Here is an 18,007-nt window from a genome sequence, read left to right as displayed (position 1 = left end):
TTGCAATACGTCACCATACTAGGCAGCACTGGCACCATCGGTCAGCAGACGCTGGATGTGATTGCCCAGCATCCTGAGCGCTATGGCGTGTTCGCGCTGGCAGCACACAGTCGGGTCGACCTCATGTTGCAACAGTGTGCCCAATACCGGCCAAGATTTGCTGTGATGCAGGATGCGGAAGCCGCGCGACAACTAAAACAATGCCTGGCTGCCGAGCAACTGCCGGTGGAGGTATTGTCTGGCGTAGATGGTTTGAGTGAAGTCGCTGCGCATGAAGACGTCAGCATCGTGATGGCGGCCGTGGTCGGGGCTGCCGGATTGTTGCCTGCCTTGGCCGCGGCGCGTGCGGGTAAGAAAATCCTGCTGGCAAATAAAGAAACCCTGGTGATGGCTGGCCAATTGTTTATGGATGCTGTCACGCAAGGTCAGGCCACTTTGTTGCCGATTGACAGCGAGCATAACGCGATCTTTCAGGCCATGCCGCGTCAGAGCTATCAAGCGCTGGCAGATGTCGGTGTGAATCAGATTATTCTCACCGCGTCAGGCGGCCCGTTCCGCGGGTATACACAGACACAATTGCAGGAAGTGACGCCTGCCTTGGCGCTCAAGCACCCGAACTGGGTGATGGGTGCAAAAATTACGATAGACTCCTCAACCTTGATGAACAAGGGGCTGGAAGTGATTGAGGCGCGCTGGTTGTTTGATGCGCGTCCAGATCAGATAGAAGTCGTTGTGCATCCACAAAGTGTGATTCACTCTATGGTCTCTTATGTGGATGGCAGCATTCTGGCGCAACTGGGTAATCCAGACATGCGTACGCCAATTGCCTATGGCTTGGGCTATCCAGACCGAATTGCCTCTGGGGTCAAACCCTTGAGTTTGATTGACGTCGCCAAGCTGGAGTTCGAGGCGCCTGATACGCAACGTTTCCCCTGTTTGCGTCTGGCTTATGAGGCCTTGGCTGCAGCCGGCACGGCGCCAGCAATCCTGAATGCCGCCAACGAAGTGGCGGTCGCTGCCTTTTTGCAGGAAAAAATCCATTATCTGGATATTCCATGCCTGATAGAACGTACCTTGCAATCGCTGCCGGTCGAAACAGTCAGCTCTATTGAGCAATTGCTGGCGGTTGATCAGCAAGCCAGACAGTTTGTCGAGCATGCGCTGGCTGCGCAGGCGGTCAGCCCCTTGCGCAAGGTGGCGAGTGTATGACTTCGGTCTGGGCTTTTATTGTCGCCATAGGCGTGCTGGTGACTATCCATGAGTTTGGCCACTATTTGGCCGCCCGCAGTTGTGGCGTGCGTGTCCTGAAATTTTCCATCGGCTTCGGTCGGCCGATTTTCAAGTTTCAAGCCCATCCCCAGGCCACAGAATGGGTGCTTTCCTGGATCCCGCTCGGCGGCTACGTCAAAATGCTGGATAGCCGTGAAGCGACTGAAATGCCTTCTCGTCCCGATGTGGATTGGTCGCAGGCCTTTGATCGTCAGTCCATTGCGGCCAAAATGTGGATCGTATTTGCCGGCCCGCTGGCCAATCTGCTCCTGGCATTCGTGTGTTATTGGGGATTGATTGCGCAAGGCGAGACTGGCCTAAAACCCTTGATTGGTCCGGTCGAGCCTGGCTCATTGGCTGCGGCCGCCAAACTGCGCCAAGGCGATCTGATTGTATCGCTGGATGGTCAAGCGGTGGCGACATGGCAAGAGGTGCAGTGGCAAATGCTGGATCAATGGATGGCACACCATAGCCTGCGTGTCGTGACTAAAACCCCGCAAGGCGAGCTGCATCAGCATCAGTTGCCGCTGCAACAGTTAGCGGGCGAGCCAGATGGCGAGGTGATGCAGAAAGTGGGATTGGCCGTATTGATGCCGACGGTGCCAGCAGTGATTGGGGAAGTCTTGCCTGGCTCGGTGGCTGAGAAAAGTGGCTTGCAGCCTGGGGATCGTATCCTCAAGGTGAATCAAAAGCCGATTGCAGACTGGCAGCAATTCGTCAAACTGGTCCGTGCGAGTCCCGAGCAAGCGCTAAAGCTGGAATACCAGCGGGCTGAAAGATCCTATGAAGTCAAACTTTTGCCAGAACTGACTCTGCAAGGTGGTCAGAAAATTGGCCGTCTGGGGGCGGCTGTGGATATGGCAGCAGTGGATTTGACGCCTTATCAAGTGGTCAGGCACTTTAGTCTGATGCAGGCGGCGGGCCGGGCGTTGGAAAAAATGCAGGAGACCATTGCCTTCACCCTCAAAATGCTGGGAAAAATGGTCACGGGTCAGGCATCACTCAAGGCGATCAGTGGCCCGGTCAGTATTGCCGATGCGGCTGGTGAGTCGGCCGATATGGGCATTAAACCTTACATCGGCTTTATTGCTTTGCTCAGTATCAGTATTGCCGTCATGAATCTGCTACCGATTCCAGTATTGGATGGCGGTCATTTGTTGTATCATATGGCGGAGTTGATACGAGGAGAACCGTTACCTGAACGTGTGCTGGCGATTGGTCAGCGACTGGGTTTGGGTATATTGGGCGCGTTAATGTTAATTGCTTTTTTTAACGACATTAATCGCTACCTGATTGGTTGAAAGCATAGTTAATGAGAATAAAATCAAGTTCCAAATTGTGGTTGGGTTTGTTAGCTGGGGTGATGCATTTCAGCGCTTACGCCACAGAACCGTTTGTCATTTCAGATATCCGCGTTGAAGGTTTGCAACGCACCGAGGCTGGGACTGTATTTAACTATCTGCCCATGCAGGTGGGCGATGTCATGAGTGATGAAAAAGCTGCGCAAGCGATTAAATCCCTCTATGCCACCGGATTTTTCAAGGATGTGCGTATTGAAAATGAAGGCGATGTCCTGGTTGTCACCGTTCAGGAGCGTCCCTCTATCTCACAAATTGATTTTAGCGGAAACAAATCGTTTCAAACGGACAAAATCAAAGAGGGCCTGAAGCAGATCGGCATTGCCGAAGGGCAGATTTTTGATAAAGCCCAGTTAGATCGCGCAGAACAGGAAATCAAGCGCCAGTATCTGTCGCAAGGCAAGTACAGCGCAGAGGTTAAAGCCACGGCAAGTCCGCTGGAGCGTAACCGCGTCGCTATCCGCTTTGAGATTACCGAAGGCCCTGCAGCCAAAATCCGCGATATTAATATCGTGGGTAATCATTTGTTTACCACGCAGGACTTGCGTGCCAACTTTCAACTGACGACTCCAAACTGGATGAGCTGGTGGAACAAGGATGACCAGTATTCCAAGCAAAAGCTGACGGCGGACCTGGAAGCCTTACGTTCGTTTTACATGAACCAGGGCTATCTGGAGTTTGCGATTGATTCCACGCAAGTTTCCATTTCGCCAGACAAGCGGGACGTGTATATCACCATCAATATCACCGAGGGTGATAAATACAATATCAGCAAAACCAAGCTGGCTGGCGAGACATTGCTGCCAGAAGACGATCTGCGCAAACTGATTAATATTCAGGATGGCGAAGTATTCAATCGCCAAAAAGTCACCGACGCCAGCAAAAACATTAATGACAAGCTGGGCGAAGAAGGCTATGCCTTTGCTAATGTCAACGCTGTGCCCGAGATCAACAAGCAAGAGCATACTGTTGCATTTACCTTCTTTGTTGATCCCGGCCGTAAAGTTTATGTCAGACGGATTAACGTACAAGGGAACACACGTACGCGTGACGCGGTGGTCAGACGCGAGATGCGTCAACTGGAGTCTGCCTGGTATGCAGGCGATAAAATCAAGCGTTCAAAAGAGCGTATCCAGCGCTTGAACTTCTTTGACACGGTCGAGCTGGAGACGCCTTCTGTCCCTGGCATCAATGATCAGGTCGATATGAACGTGACGGTTGCAGAAAAGGCCACCGGTAGTGTCCAGTTCGGTGCTGGTTTGTCCAGTAGCAGTGGCGTGATTCTGGGCTTCAACGTCAACCAGCCGAACTTCCTCGGCACCGGTAACCGTGTCGCGTTGGTGGTTAATACCAGTAACTACAATAAAACCTACTCGTTATCCTATACCAACCCATACTTCACCCCAGACGGGATCAGTCGTGGTTTTGATATTTACCGGCGTGACGTCAACACTGGTAATACCAATAGTAGTTTGTTAAATGTGGGTACCTATAGCAGCCGTTCTTATGGCGTGGGTGTTAACTTTGGTATGCCGCTGTCAGAAAGGGACTTTGTCAATGCCGGGCTGACGCTAGACTTTACCAATGTCAGCTTGAGTAGCAGCAGTCCGATCCAATACATTAACTTCTGCGGTAATACCAGTGGCTGTGACAGCAACTCCTTAGTGGCCAATGCCAGCTGGACCTTTGACTCCAGAGACAGCATTCTTTTCCCGCACCGCGGTGTGTTACAAAGACTCTCTGGCGAGGTCAGTGTGCCGGGGCTCAATCTGCAGTATTACAAAACCACTTACCAGCATGCCTGGTATAAAGAGTTAAATGATAACTTTACCTTCATGCTAAACGGGCAAGTTGGCTATGCGAACAGTTATGGTGGTAAAAACTATCCTTTCTTTAAAAACTTTTATCTGGGTGGTGTAAACAGTGTCCGCGGTTTTGTGAACTCTTCATTAGGCCCTAGAGGTATAAACCCAACGTCAGGTTCAACGTATGCGCTGGGCGGCACCAAAGAGGTTTTAGGCAATGCGGAATTGTTTATGCCAGTGCCGTTCGTCACCCAGTCTAGTCAGTTCCGTCTGAGTGTGTTCTTGGATGCGGGGGGAGTTTACGGGCAAGATGATCCGATTAACTCGGAATATTTGCGTTTCTCAACCGGTGCAGGCGTGACCTGGGTGTCGCCATTTGGACCGTTGAAATTGGTACTGGCCAAGCCTTTGAATAGTAAAAGTTATGACAACACACAAGTGCTGCAATTCCAGTTTGGACAGCAGTTCTAACGCATGCTGTGTCAAATCACTCATCATGCTGGCGCGGAAAGGAGGACTCTCATGAGAAGCATCTGGTTTAGCGTGCTAGCGATTGTATTGTCTTGTGCACATGCACAAGCCGCCGATTATTACAAAGTCGGGTATGTACAGGTGGACAAGCTTCTGCAAGAGGCACCGCAAACCGCCGAGACGGGTAAAAAGCTTGAAAAAGAGTTTAGTCCGCGCTCACTCGAGCTTGATAAGCTGCAAAAACAGATTCGTGAGTTGGAAACGCAGCTCGATCATGATCGTTCAAATTTGACTGAGTCAGATCGCCGCCTGAAAGAGCGTCAATTGAACAATTCACGCCTTGAATTTCAGAGCAAGCAGCGTGAATTGCGTGAAGATATTAATTTGCGCAAAAATGAAGAGCTGGCCTTGTTGCAAGAACGTATCAATAAAGCGGTGCAGACTGTGGCTGAGAACGAAGGCTATGATCTAGTCGCCTACAGTGGAGTTGCTTATGCCAGCAAGCGTATTGATATCACGGATAAAGTGCTGAAATTGCTAGGTAAAAAATAGAGATTTTGCCTGGCTTTGGGTTGTACGCTGCTCAGTCATGTTGTTTCCGAGTTATTTTTCTAAAGTTGTTTTCTAGGGTTGTTTTTTTATGGCGCAACACTATACATTACAAGAGATTGTTGCGTCTCTGGGAGGTGAGCTATGGCTAGGCGAGCAGTCACAACATGCGAGCGCCCTGACCGTGTCTCGCATGGCTTCCTTGTCGCAGGCGCAGCCAGGCAGCATTGCTTTTTTTAACGATACCAAATACACGCAATCCTTACAGGCCACCCAGGCATCTGCCATCATTTTACGGCCTGAGCATCAGCATTTAACGGCTCTGCCGTGTATTCTGACGGATAATCCTTATGCCTACTTCGCAAGGCTGTCCGCGCTATTGAATCCGCCGCGTACTTACCAGAACCAGATTCATGCAACCGCCGTGCTTGGGCAAGGGGTGCAGCATGGGTCCGAGTTAACCGTTGAGGCGCAGGTCTATATTGGTGACCGCGTTGTTCTGGGCGAAGGGGTCAGAATTGGTGCCGGTTGCGTGATCGAAGACGATGTAAGCATTGGTGCGCATACCGTGCTGGAACCGCGTGTGGTGGTCAAGCATGGCAGCCAGATTGGCAGCCATTGCCATTTGTTTTCTGGCTGTATTATTGGAAATGATGGCTTTGGTTACGCAGAAGCGCAGGGCGAATGGGTTAAAATACCGCAGATAGGCCGGGTAGTGATCGGAAATCACGTGGATATCGGTGCAAATACCACAGTCGATCGCGGCGCTTTGGATGACACTGTGATTGCAGACGGTGTGAAGTTGGACAATTTAATACAGGTCGCCCATAATGTCCGCATTGGCGCGCATACGGTGATTGCTGGCTGCGTGGGCATCGCAGGAAGTGCAGTGATCGGTGAACATTGCAAAATCGGTGGCGCGGCCATGATTTTGGGCCATCTGCAGATTGCAGATGGTGTCACCATCTCGCCTGGTTCCATGATTATGCGCTCTATCCAGCAGGCAGGCACTTATACGGCGCTCATGCCATTCCAAAAACATGCAGACTGGTTGCGGACCGCGGCCAATATCCGGCATCTGGAACAATATCAGCTCAAGCTCAAGCAGCTTGAGCAAGCAATTAGCAATATACAGAGACATTCAAAAGATTGAGAGAGACTATGGCTGAGAACCCAATGAATAGCATGGATATTCATGAGATACTAGAACATTTACCGCACCGTTATCCGTTTGTGCTGGTTGACCGCGTACTGTCTATGGAGTTGGGTAAAGAGATCACCGCCGTCAAAAACGTTTCGGTCAACGAGCCTTATTTTCCAGGTCATTTTCCATACCACCCTGTGATGCCTGGCGTCTTGATTGTTGAGGCCATGGCGCAGGCGGCAGCCATCCTGTCTTTTAAAACGATGGGTACCAAGCCGACCAATGACTCCGTATATTATTTTGCTGGCATAGACAATGTGCGCTTTAAAAAGCCGGTGTCCCCAGGTGATCAGATCGTGCTCAATGTCAAAATTGACCGTATCCTGAAGGGTATCTGGAAATATGTCGCCGTGGCCAAAGTAGGAGACGAAGTGGTGGCCGAGGCCAACATGATGTGTATCCTGAAAGCCATTGAAAAATAACGATATGATACTGCGCTCATGAGGGCGTAGCAGGCGAAACATGCAAAGTTTGATTCATCCTACCGCAATTATTGATCCCAAAGCCGAGCTGGATAGCTCGGTCGAAGTGGGCGCGTATAGCACCATAGGTGCGGGTGTCCGTATTGATGCGGGTACCAAAATCGCCTCACATGTGGTGATTGAAGGCCCCACCACCATTGGTAAGCATAACGAGATTTTTCAATTCTCATCGCTAGGGGCAAAGCCACAAGACAAAAAATTCAAGGATGAGCCTACGCTGCTTGAAATCGGTGATCACAATGTCATCCGTGAGTTTTGTACCTTTAATCGTGGCACGGTTCAGGACAAAGGCACGACCAAAATCGGCAGCCATAACTGGATTATGGCCTATGTGCATATCGCCCATGATTGCATCGTTGGCAACCATACCATCATGGCGAATAACTCCTCGCTGGCAGGGCATGTCACTATTTATGATCATGCCATTCTTGGCGGCTTTACCTTAATCCACCAATATTGCCAGATCGGTGAGCATATTATTACTGCGGTTGGGTCTGTGGTGTTCAAGGATATTCCGCCCTATGTGACGGCTGCGGGTTATGACGCGCAGCCGCATGGGATTAATGCCGAGGGCCTCAAGCGTAGAGGCTTTAGTGCTGAGACCATACAGCAAATCAAGCGCGCCTATAAAGTGCTTTATCGCCAAGGCTTGTCGTTAGAAGAAGCAAAAGCGGCCTTGGCTGACATGGAAACATCCTGCCCGGAAATTGGCTTGATGACCCGTTTTCTCGCGCAGACCACGCGCGGCATTGTCCGTTAATTCACACACATTATGGCTAAGATTGCAATGGTGGCGGGAGAGGCCTCCGGAGACTTGCTGGGCTATCACTTGATTCAGGAGCTGAAAGCAGCGCAACCTGACGTCGAGATTTTTGGCATTGCGGGTCCTAAAATGATGAGCCTGGGTGCCAAATCCTTATTCCCGATCGAACGTTTATCGGTACGTGGCTATCTTGAAGTGCTCAAGCATCTATGGGGCCTGCTCAAGTTACGCCGCCAGTTGTACAAGCAGATTCTCACTGAAAAGCCCGATGTATTCATCGGTATTGATGCCCCAGACTTTAACTTTTGGCTGGAGCGTAAGCTCAAAGCCAAGGGCATCGCGACTGTGCATTATGTCAGCCCCTCTATCTGGGCGTGGCGTAAAAACCGGATTCACAAAATCAAGCGGGCGGTTTCACATATGCTGGCCTTGTTTCCGTTTGAACCTGCGCTTTACCAGCAGGTCGGCGTGCCTGTCACCTATATCGGCCATCCTCTGGCGGATGCGCTACCGATGGAGCCGCCTGTTGAGCAAGCCCGCGAGAAACTCAAACTCAAAAAAGACACAGTGGTGATTGCGATGCTGCCTGGTAGCCGCCAGTCAGAGGTGACGTTTCATGCAGAACTTGTTCTGGAAACAGCGATTGTATTTGATCGCCTGATGCGTGAAAACGGCCAGCAAGCGCAGTTTCTGGTGCCATTGGTGACGCGAGAAACCCGTGATATTTTTACCAGTGCCTGGCACCAGTTATTAACGCAAAAACCTGAGACCAGCATAGACCTGCAAATCATGTTCGGCCACGCACATGATGCGATGACAGCCGCAGATGCGGTGCTGGTCGCCTCAGGCACAGCAACCTTGGAAGCCGCGTTGCTCAAGAAGCCGATGGTCATTACCTACAAGATGTCTAATATGAGCTGGCAATTGCTTAAACGTATGCGTCTGCAGCCTTATGTTGGCTTGCCTAACATCCTGGCTGGTGAGTTTATTGTGCCTGAATTGTTACAGGATGACGCGACTCCGGAGCGCATTGCGCAAACACTCTACAATCTGCTGGCTGATAAAGTTGGCTTGAGTGCGCTACAAGAAAAGTATCGCCATATTCACGCGCAGCTCAAGCAAAACAGCGCGCAAAAAGCGGCGGCTGTGATCAGACAATTTCTACAGGCTTAACTGTGATGCATATCCTGTGTGGTATTGATGAAGCAGGTAGGGGGCCTTTGGCTGGCGCAGTGTATGCCGCCGCAGTCATTCTGGATCCGTCCAGACCTATCGCAGGCCTGGCAGACTCGAAAAAGTTATCTGAAGCCAAGCGTGATGCACTGGCGATCACCATCAAACAACAGGCTTTGGCCTGGGGCATTGCCAGCGTCAGTGCGCAAGATATTGATCGGATCAATATCTTGCAGGCCAGCCTGCTCGCCATGCAGCGTGCTTACCAGGCCATGTGCGACCAGTTTGATGTACAGGCCACACTGATCCAGGTGGACGGCAATCGTAAACCTGCATTCCAGATCCCTTGTGAGGCCATTGTCAAAGGCGATAGCAAAGTGGCTGAAATTTCGGCAGCCTCTATTTTGGCCAAGACGGCTAGAGATGCTTCATTGCTGGAATTAGACGCGCAATATCCAGAGTATGGCTTTGCCCAGCATAAAGGCTATCCCACCGCGTTGCATCTTGAGCGACTGGCCTTACATGGCGTCACGCCTGACCACAGGCGCAGTTATGCACCAGTTAAAAAACTGCTCATAGCCATGGACAGTTAAGCACTTGGATGCCAGTCGCAATAAAAAAGCCGCTTTTTAAAAAGCGGCTTTTTTGTGACCTCAAGGCCAGAAAAACTTATTCGACCAGCAGTTCAGTCTTGCCGGATTTGCCATTCATTTCATCGGCATTCGGCAAGGGTTCTTTGCGTGCGGTAATGGTCGGCCAGACTTTTGCAAGACGGGCATTGAGTTCGATAAAGTGCTGCTGGTTGGCTGGCACATCATCTTCAGAGAAAATGGCTTCTGCCGGGCATTCGGCCACACACAGCGTGCAGTCAATGCACTCATCCGGGTTGATTGCCAGAAAGTTAGGGCCTTCAACAAAACAGTCTACCGGGCACACATCTACGCAGTCGGTATATTTGCACTGAATACAATTTTCGGTTACTACATAAGTCATGTTTTAAATCCTTTGTGGGCTTTTAGGGCCAAAACGATATTTTATTGCAATTTAGCCAAATTGACGATGGATGGCTTGGTGTGACATCCGCTTGCGCTGGTTTAGACAATCATGCCTGCGCCAACCGTGTTGTTGGTGCTCTCGTCAATGACGATAAACGCGCCGGTGGCACGGTTTTTATCATAGCTGTCTACCATCAGCGGCTGCGCCAGCTTAAAGCTTACGCGGGCGATATCATTCATTTTGAGGTCAGTAGTCGCCTGTTGTTCCAGCGTGTTGACGTCCACCTTGTATTGAATGCTGCCGATTTTCGCTTTGGATTCGCGTGTGGTGTGACGCACTATGTAAGTCCGTGCCGGCGACAATGGGGTTTCTGACAGCCAGCAGACATGTGCTTCAATGTGTTTGACGGCTTCAGGCGCTTGACTGGTTTTCACGATCATATCGCCACGTGAGGTATCAATCTCATCTTCAAGCAGCAGGGTTACGCTTTGCTCCGTTTGCGCACGTTGCAGTTGCTCGGCACCCAGTTGAATCGCCTTGACTTTAGACTGGTAACCGTTCGGCAATACTGTGACCGCATCACCGACGGCGATTTCGCCGGACTCAACGCGCCCCATAAAGCCACGGAAATCATGCAGGTCGGGATTGGCTGAGTCATGTGGGCGGCAGACAAACTGTACCGGGAAGCGGAAGGCTTCTGATGCCTCACTATTTGAAGCCGGGGCCGCTTCCAGCAGCTCCAGCAAGGTTTCGCCCTGGTACCAGTTCAGATTCTCCAGACGGTCTACCAGCATGTCACCATTGAGTGCAGACATGGGAATGAATTTGATGTCACGCGCTTGCGCCAGACCGATCTCGGTGGCGAATGCCGTGTAATCCGCCTTGATTTTGTCAAAGACGGCTTGGTCATAATTGACCAGATCCATCTTGTTCACTGCCACGACAATATGGGGAATGCCGACCAGATGCGCCAGATAACTGTGGCGGCGGGTTTGGGTCAGTACGCCTTTACGCGCATCGATCAGGATAATGGCCAGATTAGCCGTTGATGCGGCGGTCACCATGTTGCGGGTGTACTGTTCGTGACCAGGGGCATCGGCGATGATGTATTTGCGGGTGCCGGTGCTGAAATAGCGGTAAGCCACATCAATGGTAATGCCTTGTTCACGCTCGGCTTGCAAACCATCGGTCAGCAAGGAGAGATCCACGGCTTCCATACCGCGTTTTTTCGAAGTACGTTCAATGTTGTTGAGCGTATCTGCCAGGATGGTTTTAGTGTCATACAGCAAGCGGCCAATCAGCGTGCTTTTGCCATCATCCACGCTGCCGCAGGTCATGAAGCGCAGCAAAGAGTCGTTGTGTTGTGTTGTCATATTAGAAATAACCTTCTTTCTTACGCTGCTCCATCGAAGCCTCGGAAGTTTGATCGTCCAGACGCGTTGCGCCACGCTCGGTAATGGTGGTGGTGGCGGTTTCTACCACGATTTTGCTCACATCATCGGCATCAGAAATGACGGGCGCTGTACAGGTGACGTCACCGACGGTACGGAAACGTACCTGCATGTTGATGACTTCTTCACCGGCCTTGGGCTGGTTGATCAATTCGCCAGAAGTCAGCGGCACGTTGACCGGGAAAATCGCACCATGACGCATCACCACATCGCGCTGGTGGGCAAAGTAGATGCTAGGCAGCTCCAGTTTTTCACGCTCAATATATTGCCAGACATCCATTTCCGTCCAGTTTGAGATCGGGAAGGCGCGGATGTTTTCCCCTTTGTGCACACGGGCGTTGTACAGGTTCCATAATTCCGGGCGCTGGTTTTTCGGATCCCATTGGCCAAACTCGTCACGGAAGCTCATGATCCGTTCCTTGGCGCGCGCTTTTTCTTCATCACGGCGGGCGCCGCCGATGCAGCAGTCAAAACCGAACTCTTCAATGGCTTCCAGCAGGGTCACCGACTGATGTTTGTTGCGTGGCTCATCCGGCGTTTTCAGCACCACAGTGCCACGCTTCATGGAGTCTTCCACTGAACGCACAATCAGGCGCTCGCCTAGCTCGGCAGCGCGCTGGTCACGGAAATTGACCACTTCCTGATAGTTGTGACCGGTGTCGATATGCATGAGCGGGAAAGGGAAGCGACCTGGGCGGAAGGCTTTTTCTGCCAGACGCAAAATGCACAACGAATCCTTGCCACCGGAGAACAGCAACACAGGGTTGGCGCACTGACCAGCCACTTCACGCAGGATATGAATGGCTTCAGCTTCGAGCCAGTCGAGATGTGATAAAGGTTGTTTCGTTGTCATCTTAATTTATTACCAATCAAATTTTTACCGCCGATCAACGTAGATACACGCTCATTACTGCTTTAACGTTTTACCGGCAGTTAACTATTTCTTTACGTGCAAACCGCACTCTTTGCTGGTCGGATCTTCCCACCACCAGCGACCGGCACGGATATCTTCACCCATGGCGACGGCACGCGTACAAGGTGCACAGCCAATGCTGGGGTAAAACTGGTCATGCAGGGCGTTGTAAGGCACTTCATGCAACCGGATATAGGCCCAGACTTCTTTTTCTGTCCAGTCACTAAGCGGGTTGAATTTTTCCAGTTTGTTGCCTGCGTCAAATTCACGGACAGGCAAATTGCTGCGGGTGGTGGCTTGTTCAGCACGCATGCCGGTGATCCAGGCTTGTTTGCCAGCCAGTGCACGTTGCAGCGGCTCCACTTTGCGCATATGGCAGCAGGCCTTACGCAGTTCTATGCTGTCATAGAAGGCATTGATGCCCTGGCTACGCACATACTGCTCTACGGCTTCATGCTTGGGGAAAAACACCACCGGTTTGGTGGCGTAGGTGTGCTCAACTTCCCCCATCAGGGTGTAGGTTTCTGCGGGCAGTCGACCCGTGTCCAGTGAAAAAATCTCGATGGGCAGGGCCTCTTTGGCGATCAGGTCAGTCAACACCATATCTTCAGCGCCATAACTATTGGCAAAAGTGATGGCCGGAAACTCTGCCGCAGCAGACTGAAGCAGGGCTACTACTTGGACGCGCTTGGCCTGGACAGAAGCAACCAGGGCTTCTGTCAGCTCAGGGCGTGTCGCAGGATTGCTGGCTGCCGGTTTGAGCATGCTGACGCCGAAACTCATGCGCGCTGTATCCTTCTCCACACTGGCACATCACCTACCGCGCCCTGATAGGGCTGGCTGAAGTCATTCAGGCTGGCCAGTGCATCTTCGGCCGAGCGGTCAGCACGAATTAAAAAGCTGGTGAAGCCTGCGCGCTTGTGAAAGAACAATTGATCACGCAATACATCGCCAATCGCGCGCAATTCGTTTTTAAACCCGTAACGCGTGCGTAGCCAGTTGCCCAAGGTGAAAATGCGGCCATCGGCAAAGCGTTCCACATAAATCGCAATGATTGGCAAGGTATTCAAATCTGCAAATTCGGCTTGCAGTGTCTCGGCTGTTTCGTTGGTGGCCAGCACAATGCCGAGCTCGCCAGCCGCCAGGCGCGCTTGCAACTCTGCCTTGCGGGCCTGCCAGACAGCGAGCGGCACCAGAATTTTGCCCGTGGCTGGAATCTGCGTATTCGCAATTTGTTCTGGACTATAGGTTTGCTCGCCAGTCAGTTTGAACAGCACGACTTTCCCAGCCTGCTTGCGGACAGACTCTTCAGCCGGGGCCGGTGGGACCACGCGGGTCCAGGTATCTGCCACAATGCTGGCCTGGCCGTTGCTGCCCAGTTGAATTAATTGACTCATTATGCAGACTCCTTCTCAGCGTAGACGTGGGCCTTGAACGGCGCTACGCCCAAACGACGTACCGTGTCGATAAAACGCTCCTCGTCGCTACGCTCACGCACATAGACCTCAATCAGGCGCTTGACTACGCCTGGCATTTCTTCTGCCGAGAATGAAGGGCCGATCACGGTACCTATGCTGGCATCATTGCCTTGCTTGCCACCAATGGTGACCTGGTACCACTCCGAACCATCCTTATCCACACCCAGAATGCCGATATGGCCGACATGGTGATGGCCACAGGCATTCATGCAACCAGAGATATTGAGCTCAAGGTCACCGATTTCATACAGGTAGTCCAGATTGTCGAACTGCATCTGAATGGCTTCGGCAATCGGAATCGATTTGGCATTGGCCAGGCTGCAGAAGTCACCGCCAGGGCAGCAGATAATATCCGTCAGCAAGCCGATGTTAGGCGTGGCCAGACCGGCTGCGCGGGCTTTTTCCCACACGGCAAATAGGTCGGACAATTGCACGTCGGCCAGGATCAGGTTTTGCTCGTGAGAGGAGCGCAGCTCGCCAAAACTGTAGGCATCGGCCAAGTCAGCCACCACGTGCATTTGCTCGCTGGTGATATCCCCAGGCGCTTTGCCGTGTGGTTTCAGTGACAAGGTCACCGCGCGATAGCCTGCAACACGGTGTGCGTGGACACAACGTTTGACCCAGGCAGCAAATGCCGGATTGCTGGCTACGGCAGCATCAAAAGAGGCATCATGCGCTGGTAATGTTTTGTATGGCATGGGCTCAAAGTAATGCGCCACGCGGTCTAGTTCGGCTTGAGTGATGGTGAGTGGACCGTCTTTGAGGTGGGCCCATTCCTCATCTACCTGGCGTCTGAATTCATCAATGCCCAGCGCCTTCACCAGAATCTTGATGCGGGCTTTGTAGATGTTGTCACGACGGCCGTGAATGTTATAGACACGGATCACCGCTTCGCAGTAAGACAACACATGTTGCCATTCCAGATGTTCGCGAATCACAGTGCCCAGGATCGGTGTACGGCCCAAGCCACCACCCACCCAGACTTTGATCGCCATCTGGCCTTGTGCGTCTTTGTAAAATTCGAGGCCAATGTCATGCGCCTGCACAATCGCACGGTCTTGTTGAGTGCCTGAGACGGCAATCTTGAACTTACGTGGCAACAGGGCGAATTCAGGGTGAAAGGTACTCCACTGGCGCATGATTTCAGCGATGGCGCGCGGATCAATGATTTCATCTGGCGCAATGCCGGCAAACTGGTCGGTCGTGATATTACGGATGCAGTTGCCTGAGGTTTGAATCGCGTGCATTTCTACGGTCGCCAGTTCAGCCAGAATCTCTGGGGTGTCTTCCAGTTTGGGCCAGTTGAGCTGCAAGTTCTGACGGGTACTAAAGTGACCATAGCCACGGTCATAGCGCTTGGCAATGTCTGCCAGTTTGCGTAATTGTTTGCTGGACATGAGTCCGTAAGGTACGGCAATCCGCAGCATCGGTGCATGGCGCTGAATATACAGGCCGTTTTGCAGACGCAGTGGGCGGAACTCTTCATCCGTGAGTTCGCCTGCCAAATAGCGGCGGGTCTGGTCGCGGTACTGGGCGACACGTTCATTAACAATTTGTTGGTCTATAGGATCGTATTTGTACATGCTTGAGTCACTTTGTTCGCAAAAAGCGAAGAGGCAGTATTTTAATGGAAAACTAGCTTAAAGCCTACATAAATCAATATCATAGCCAAGGCAATACGTACCCAGTGTTCTGCAACACGTGAGCTCATATGGCTACCCAGGTAAATGCCCGGTATGGAACCGATCAGCAAGGTGCCGAGTAACTGGTAGTCTATGGTGCCCAGGGAAGCATGGCCGAGACCGGCCACCAGCGTCAGCGGGACGGCATGCGCAATATCACTGCCGACAATCGTGGTGATTTTCTCCTTGGGATATAGCAGAATCAGCGCTGTTACCCCAAGCGCGCCTGCACCGACCGAGGTCAGCGTCACCAGTGCGCCCAGTACCACCCCGAGTAATACGGTGGCCGGAGGTACGTAATGGGCTGGAATCCATTCGTCTTTGGAGACTAAGGCGATTAATTTGTTACGTAACAGCACGGCCGCTGAGGTTACCATCAAGGCAATGCCTAACCAGAATTTGATTGTGGATACCACTTCGCCTGACTGTAAATCCATGCTGTGCAAGGCCCACAGGGTTAACAGAGACGCTGGAACGCTACCCATGGCCAAGCGTTTGACGATACGCCAGTCAATATTCCCCAGTTTGCCATGCGCAAAAATCCCCACAGATTTTGTGATCGAGGCATAGAGCAGGTCTGTCCCTACGGCGACGGCGGGCTTGATGTTATAAATAAGCAACAAAATCGGCGTCATTAATGAGCCGCCGCCAACGCCCGTCAGACCAACCAAAAAGCCCACGACAAAGCCTGCCAATATGTATCCGAATTCCATGAGGAGTATCTTGAAAAGTTAAGCGCGGCATCATAACAAGTTTTTAAGTGTTGATTTAATAATAAATTCTTCTATGATATAGCTTTTGGTTATAAAGGGTGGTCTATGAAGTTTCACCAGTTACGCTATGTGCATGAGGTGGTGCGGCAGCATTTGAATATTTCTGCTGCCTCTGAGGCATTGCATACCTCCCAACCTGGGGTCAGCAAGCAAATCCAGCTGTTAGAAGAAGAGTTGGGATTGCAGATTTTTCAGCGTAATGGCAAACGCCTCATCGGCGTGACTGAGCCTGGCCGTAAAATTGTCGAGCTGGCCGCACGTGTCATGCTGGATATGCAGAATATCAAACGGGTGGGCGACGAATACAGCCGCGAAGACAGTGGTGAACTGACCATTGCCACTACCCATACGCAAGCGCGTTATCGCCTGCCTGCTGCGGTCAAGCAGTTCATGGCGCAGTATCCCAATGTGAAATTGACGATTCATCAGGGCAACCCGTCGCAAGTCACCGAACAGGTTGCTGCCGGAGAAGCCGATATCGGCATTGCGACCGAGAACATCAGCAAGGATGAGCGTTTGTCGTGCTTGCCATGCTACAGCTGGAACCGGTGCCTGGTCGTGCCGTCGCAACATCCCTTGCTGGAAAAGAAAACCATCAGCCTGAAAGATCTGGTCAACTATCCGCTGATCACCTATGACTTTGCCTTTACTGGCGGCACACTGGTGTCTAAAGTCTTTCACGATGCCGGTCTGCAGCCCAATGTGGTGTTTACGGCGATTGATGCCGACGTGATCAAAACCTATGTCAATCTGGGGCTGGGTATTGGGTTGATTGCCAATATGGCTTATGAGGAAACCCGCGATGCACCGCTAAAAAGCCTGGACTGCAGCCATCTATTTCCTGACAGCACCACTTATCTGGGTGTGCGCAGGGATGCTTTTTTGCGTGATTACATGCTTAACTTTATTACCATGCTGTCACCGCAATATGACAAGCGCAGTGTGCAACGGGCCTTGCATCAGGACTTGTGATGCGCGTCACATTGGTCTGCGTAGCGGCATGCTGTAATGCTGCATAGTCTTCACAGATAGAGAGGTCTTTCATGCGTTTAAGTCACCTCAAGGGATGGTGTTGCCTCTGTTTTTTGATCCATTGCTCGGTTTGGGCCGCGCCGGCGCATGTCCGTGTCATTGGTCATGGCATGCCAGACGTCGATCTCGATAACGCCATTTATGAAGTGCCGGTGCAGCCTGACGTGAGCTACCAGGATCTGGTGGATAGCCTTAAATCGCTCTCTGAGGGCATGAATTTTGTAAACCCTGCAAACTTCCCGATTGGTGACCATATGAAACAACGCGGCCAGGATCCGCAAGGCATCAAAGAAGTCCGCACCTTTTGTAACCTGAGCATGGGCACCGAAATTATCCTCGATCACCCCGAATTTCTGGTGTTTGCGCCTTGCCGCCTGGCCATTTATGAAAAGCCGGATGCGCACGGCAAGCGGCAACTTTACCTGGGGCTGGACAGACCCACGCATGACTTGAAAAATATCAAGCATCCCACCGCCAGGGCGCAAGCCTCGGCACAACAGCTTGAAAATGCCTTGATTGAGTTGATGGAAAAAGCCCGACGTGGGGATTTTTGATAGTTCTTATAAAAACATTTTTTAACCACAGAGAACACAGAGGGAGCAGCATCA

At 51.6% G+C, this 18,007-nt stretch carries 18 protein-coding genes; 11 read left to right on the top strand and 7 right to left on the bottom strand.

The annotated features are described in order from the left end of the window. The 9 genes from ispC (at position 1) to rnhB (ending at position 9,667) form a co-directional block, all read left to right on the top strand. Complete coding sequence (ispC, locus tag INP77_RS06020; RefSeq protein WP_194748099.1) at positions 1–1,209, top strand: 1-deoxy-D-xylulose-5-phosphate reductoisomerase; 1,209 nt, start codon at positions 1–3, stop codon at positions 1,207–1,209. Next, complete coding sequence (rseP, locus tag INP77_RS06015; RefSeq protein ID WP_194748097.1) at positions 1,206–2,570, top strand: RIP metalloprotease RseP; 1,365 nt, start codon at positions 1,206–1,208, stop codon at positions 2,568–2,570. Before ispC ends, rseP begins: the two co-directional genes overlap by 4 nt. A 62-nt stretch (positions 2,571–2,632) precedes the next feature. Next, positions 2,633–4,903 (top strand): outer membrane protein assembly factor BamA, encoded by a 2,271-nt coding sequence (bamA, locus tag INP77_RS06010; protein WP_194748462.1) that lies wholly within the window; start codon positions 2,633–2,635, stop codon positions 4,901–4,903. 51 nt (positions 4,904–4,954) lie between these two features. Continuing rightward, positions 4,955–5,455 (top strand): OmpH family outer membrane protein, encoded by a 501-nt coding sequence (locus tag INP77_RS06005; RefSeq protein ID WP_194748095.1) that lies wholly within the window; start codon positions 4,955–4,957, stop codon positions 5,453–5,455. 88 nt (positions 5,456–5,543) lie between these two features. After that, on the top strand, positions 5,544–6,605 hold the full coding sequence (gene lpxD, locus INP77_RS06000; RefSeq protein WP_194748093.1) for a UDP-3-O-(3-hydroxymyristoyl)glucosamine N-acyltransferase: 1,062 nt from the start codon (positions 5,544–5,546) through the stop codon (positions 6,603–6,605). An 8-nt stretch (positions 6,606–6,613) separates the two neighbouring features. Continuing rightward, on the top strand, positions 6,614–7,078 hold the full coding sequence (gene fabZ / locus INP77_RS05995) for a 3-hydroxyacyl-ACP dehydratase FabZ (protein ID WP_194748091.1): 465 nt from the start codon (positions 6,614–6,616) through the stop codon (positions 7,076–7,078). 40 nt (positions 7,079–7,118) lie between these two features. Beyond that, positions 7,119–7,898 (top strand): acyl-ACP--UDP-N-acetylglucosamine O-acyltransferase, encoded by a 780-nt coding sequence (lpxA, locus tag INP77_RS05990; RefSeq protein WP_194748089.1) that lies wholly within the window; start codon positions 7,119–7,121, stop codon positions 7,896–7,898. Between the two features lie 12 nt (positions 7,899–7,910). Beyond that, positions 7,911–9,074, top strand: a complete 1,164-nt coding sequence (lpxB, locus tag INP77_RS05985; RefSeq protein ID WP_194748087.1) for a lipid-A-disaccharide synthase — start codon at positions 7,911–7,913, stop codon at positions 9,072–9,074. Positions 9,075–9,079: 5 nt separating this feature from the next. Further along, positions 9,080–9,667 (top strand): ribonuclease HII, encoded by a 588-nt coding sequence (gene rnhB, locus INP77_RS05980; protein ID WP_194748461.1) that lies wholly within the window; start codon positions 9,080–9,082, stop codon positions 9,665–9,667. A 76-nt stretch (positions 9,668–9,743) separates the two neighbouring features. Here rnhB and fdxA read toward each other — a convergent pair whose 3' ends face one another. From fdxA to INP77_RS05945, 7 genes are all read right to left on the bottom strand, one after another. Continuing rightward, on the bottom strand, positions 9,744–10,067 hold the full coding sequence (gene fdxA / locus INP77_RS05975) for a ferredoxin FdxA (protein WP_194748085.1): 324 nt from the start codon (positions 10,065–10,067) through the stop codon (positions 9,744–9,746). A gap of 101 nt (positions 10,068–10,168) precedes the next feature. Then, positions 10,169–11,443: a sulfate adenylyltransferase subunit CysN gene (gene cysN, locus INP77_RS05970; RefSeq protein ID WP_194748083.1), complete on the bottom strand. Its 1,275-nt coding sequence runs from the start codon at positions 11,441–11,443 to the stop codon at positions 10,169–10,171. A gap of 1 nt (position 11,444) precedes the next feature. Beyond that, positions 11,445–12,374, bottom strand: coding sequence for a sulfate adenylyltransferase subunit CysD (gene cysD / locus INP77_RS05965; protein ID WP_194748082.1), 930 nt, complete (start codon positions 12,372–12,374; stop codon positions 11,445–11,447). 84 nt (positions 12,375–12,458) lie between these two features. Further along, positions 12,459–13,217 carry a phosphoadenylyl-sulfate reductase gene (locus INP77_RS05960; RefSeq protein WP_194748080.1) on the bottom strand — a complete coding sequence of 253 codons (759 nt, stop codon included), beginning with the start codon at positions 13,215–13,217 and terminating at the stop codon, positions 12,459–12,461. Continuing rightward, positions 13,214–13,831: a DUF934 domain-containing protein gene (locus INP77_RS05955; RefSeq protein WP_194748078.1), complete on the bottom strand. Its 618-nt coding sequence runs from the start codon at positions 13,829–13,831 to the stop codon at positions 13,214–13,216. The genes INP77_RS05960 and INP77_RS05955 overlap by 4 nt, the downstream gene beginning before the upstream one ends. Next, entirely contained in the window at positions 13,831–15,495 is a 1,665-nt protein-coding gene (locus INP77_RS05950) for a nitrite/sulfite reductase (protein WP_194748076.1), read from the bottom strand. The genes INP77_RS05955 and INP77_RS05950 overlap by 1 nt, the downstream gene beginning before the upstream one ends. A gap of 41 nt (positions 15,496–15,536) precedes the next feature. Beyond that, on the bottom strand, positions 15,537–16,307 hold the full coding sequence (locus INP77_RS05945; protein WP_194748074.1) for a sulfite exporter TauE/SafE family protein: 771 nt from the start codon (positions 16,305–16,307) through the stop codon (positions 15,537–15,539). Positions 16,308–16,412: 105 nt separating this feature from the next. On the opposite strand from INP77_RS05945, the gene INP77_RS05940 reads away from it, so the two are divergent. Both INP77_RS05940 and INP77_RS05935 read left to right on the top strand, forming a co-directional pair. Next, on the top strand, positions 16,413–17,339 hold the full coding sequence (locus tag INP77_RS05940) for a CysB family HTH-type transcriptional regulator (protein WP_194748072.1): 927 nt from the start codon (positions 16,413–16,415) through the stop codon (positions 17,337–17,339). A 71-nt stretch (positions 17,340–17,410) separates the two neighbouring features. Further along, entirely contained in the window at positions 17,411–17,953 is a 543-nt protein-coding gene (locus tag INP77_RS05935; RefSeq protein WP_194748070.1) for a DUF302 domain-containing protein, read from the top strand. The last annotated feature ends 54 nt before the right edge of the window (positions 17,954–18,007 follow it).

The organism is Methylophilus sp. 13 (assembly GCF_015354335.1).
Classification (GTDB): Bacteria; Pseudomonadota; Gammaproteobacteria; order Burkholderiales; family Methylophilaceae; genus Methylophilus; species Methylophilus glucosoxydans.
The sequence above is the reverse complement of the archived record's forward strand: the minus strand, read 5'-3'. Positions and strand labels throughout refer to the sequence as shown.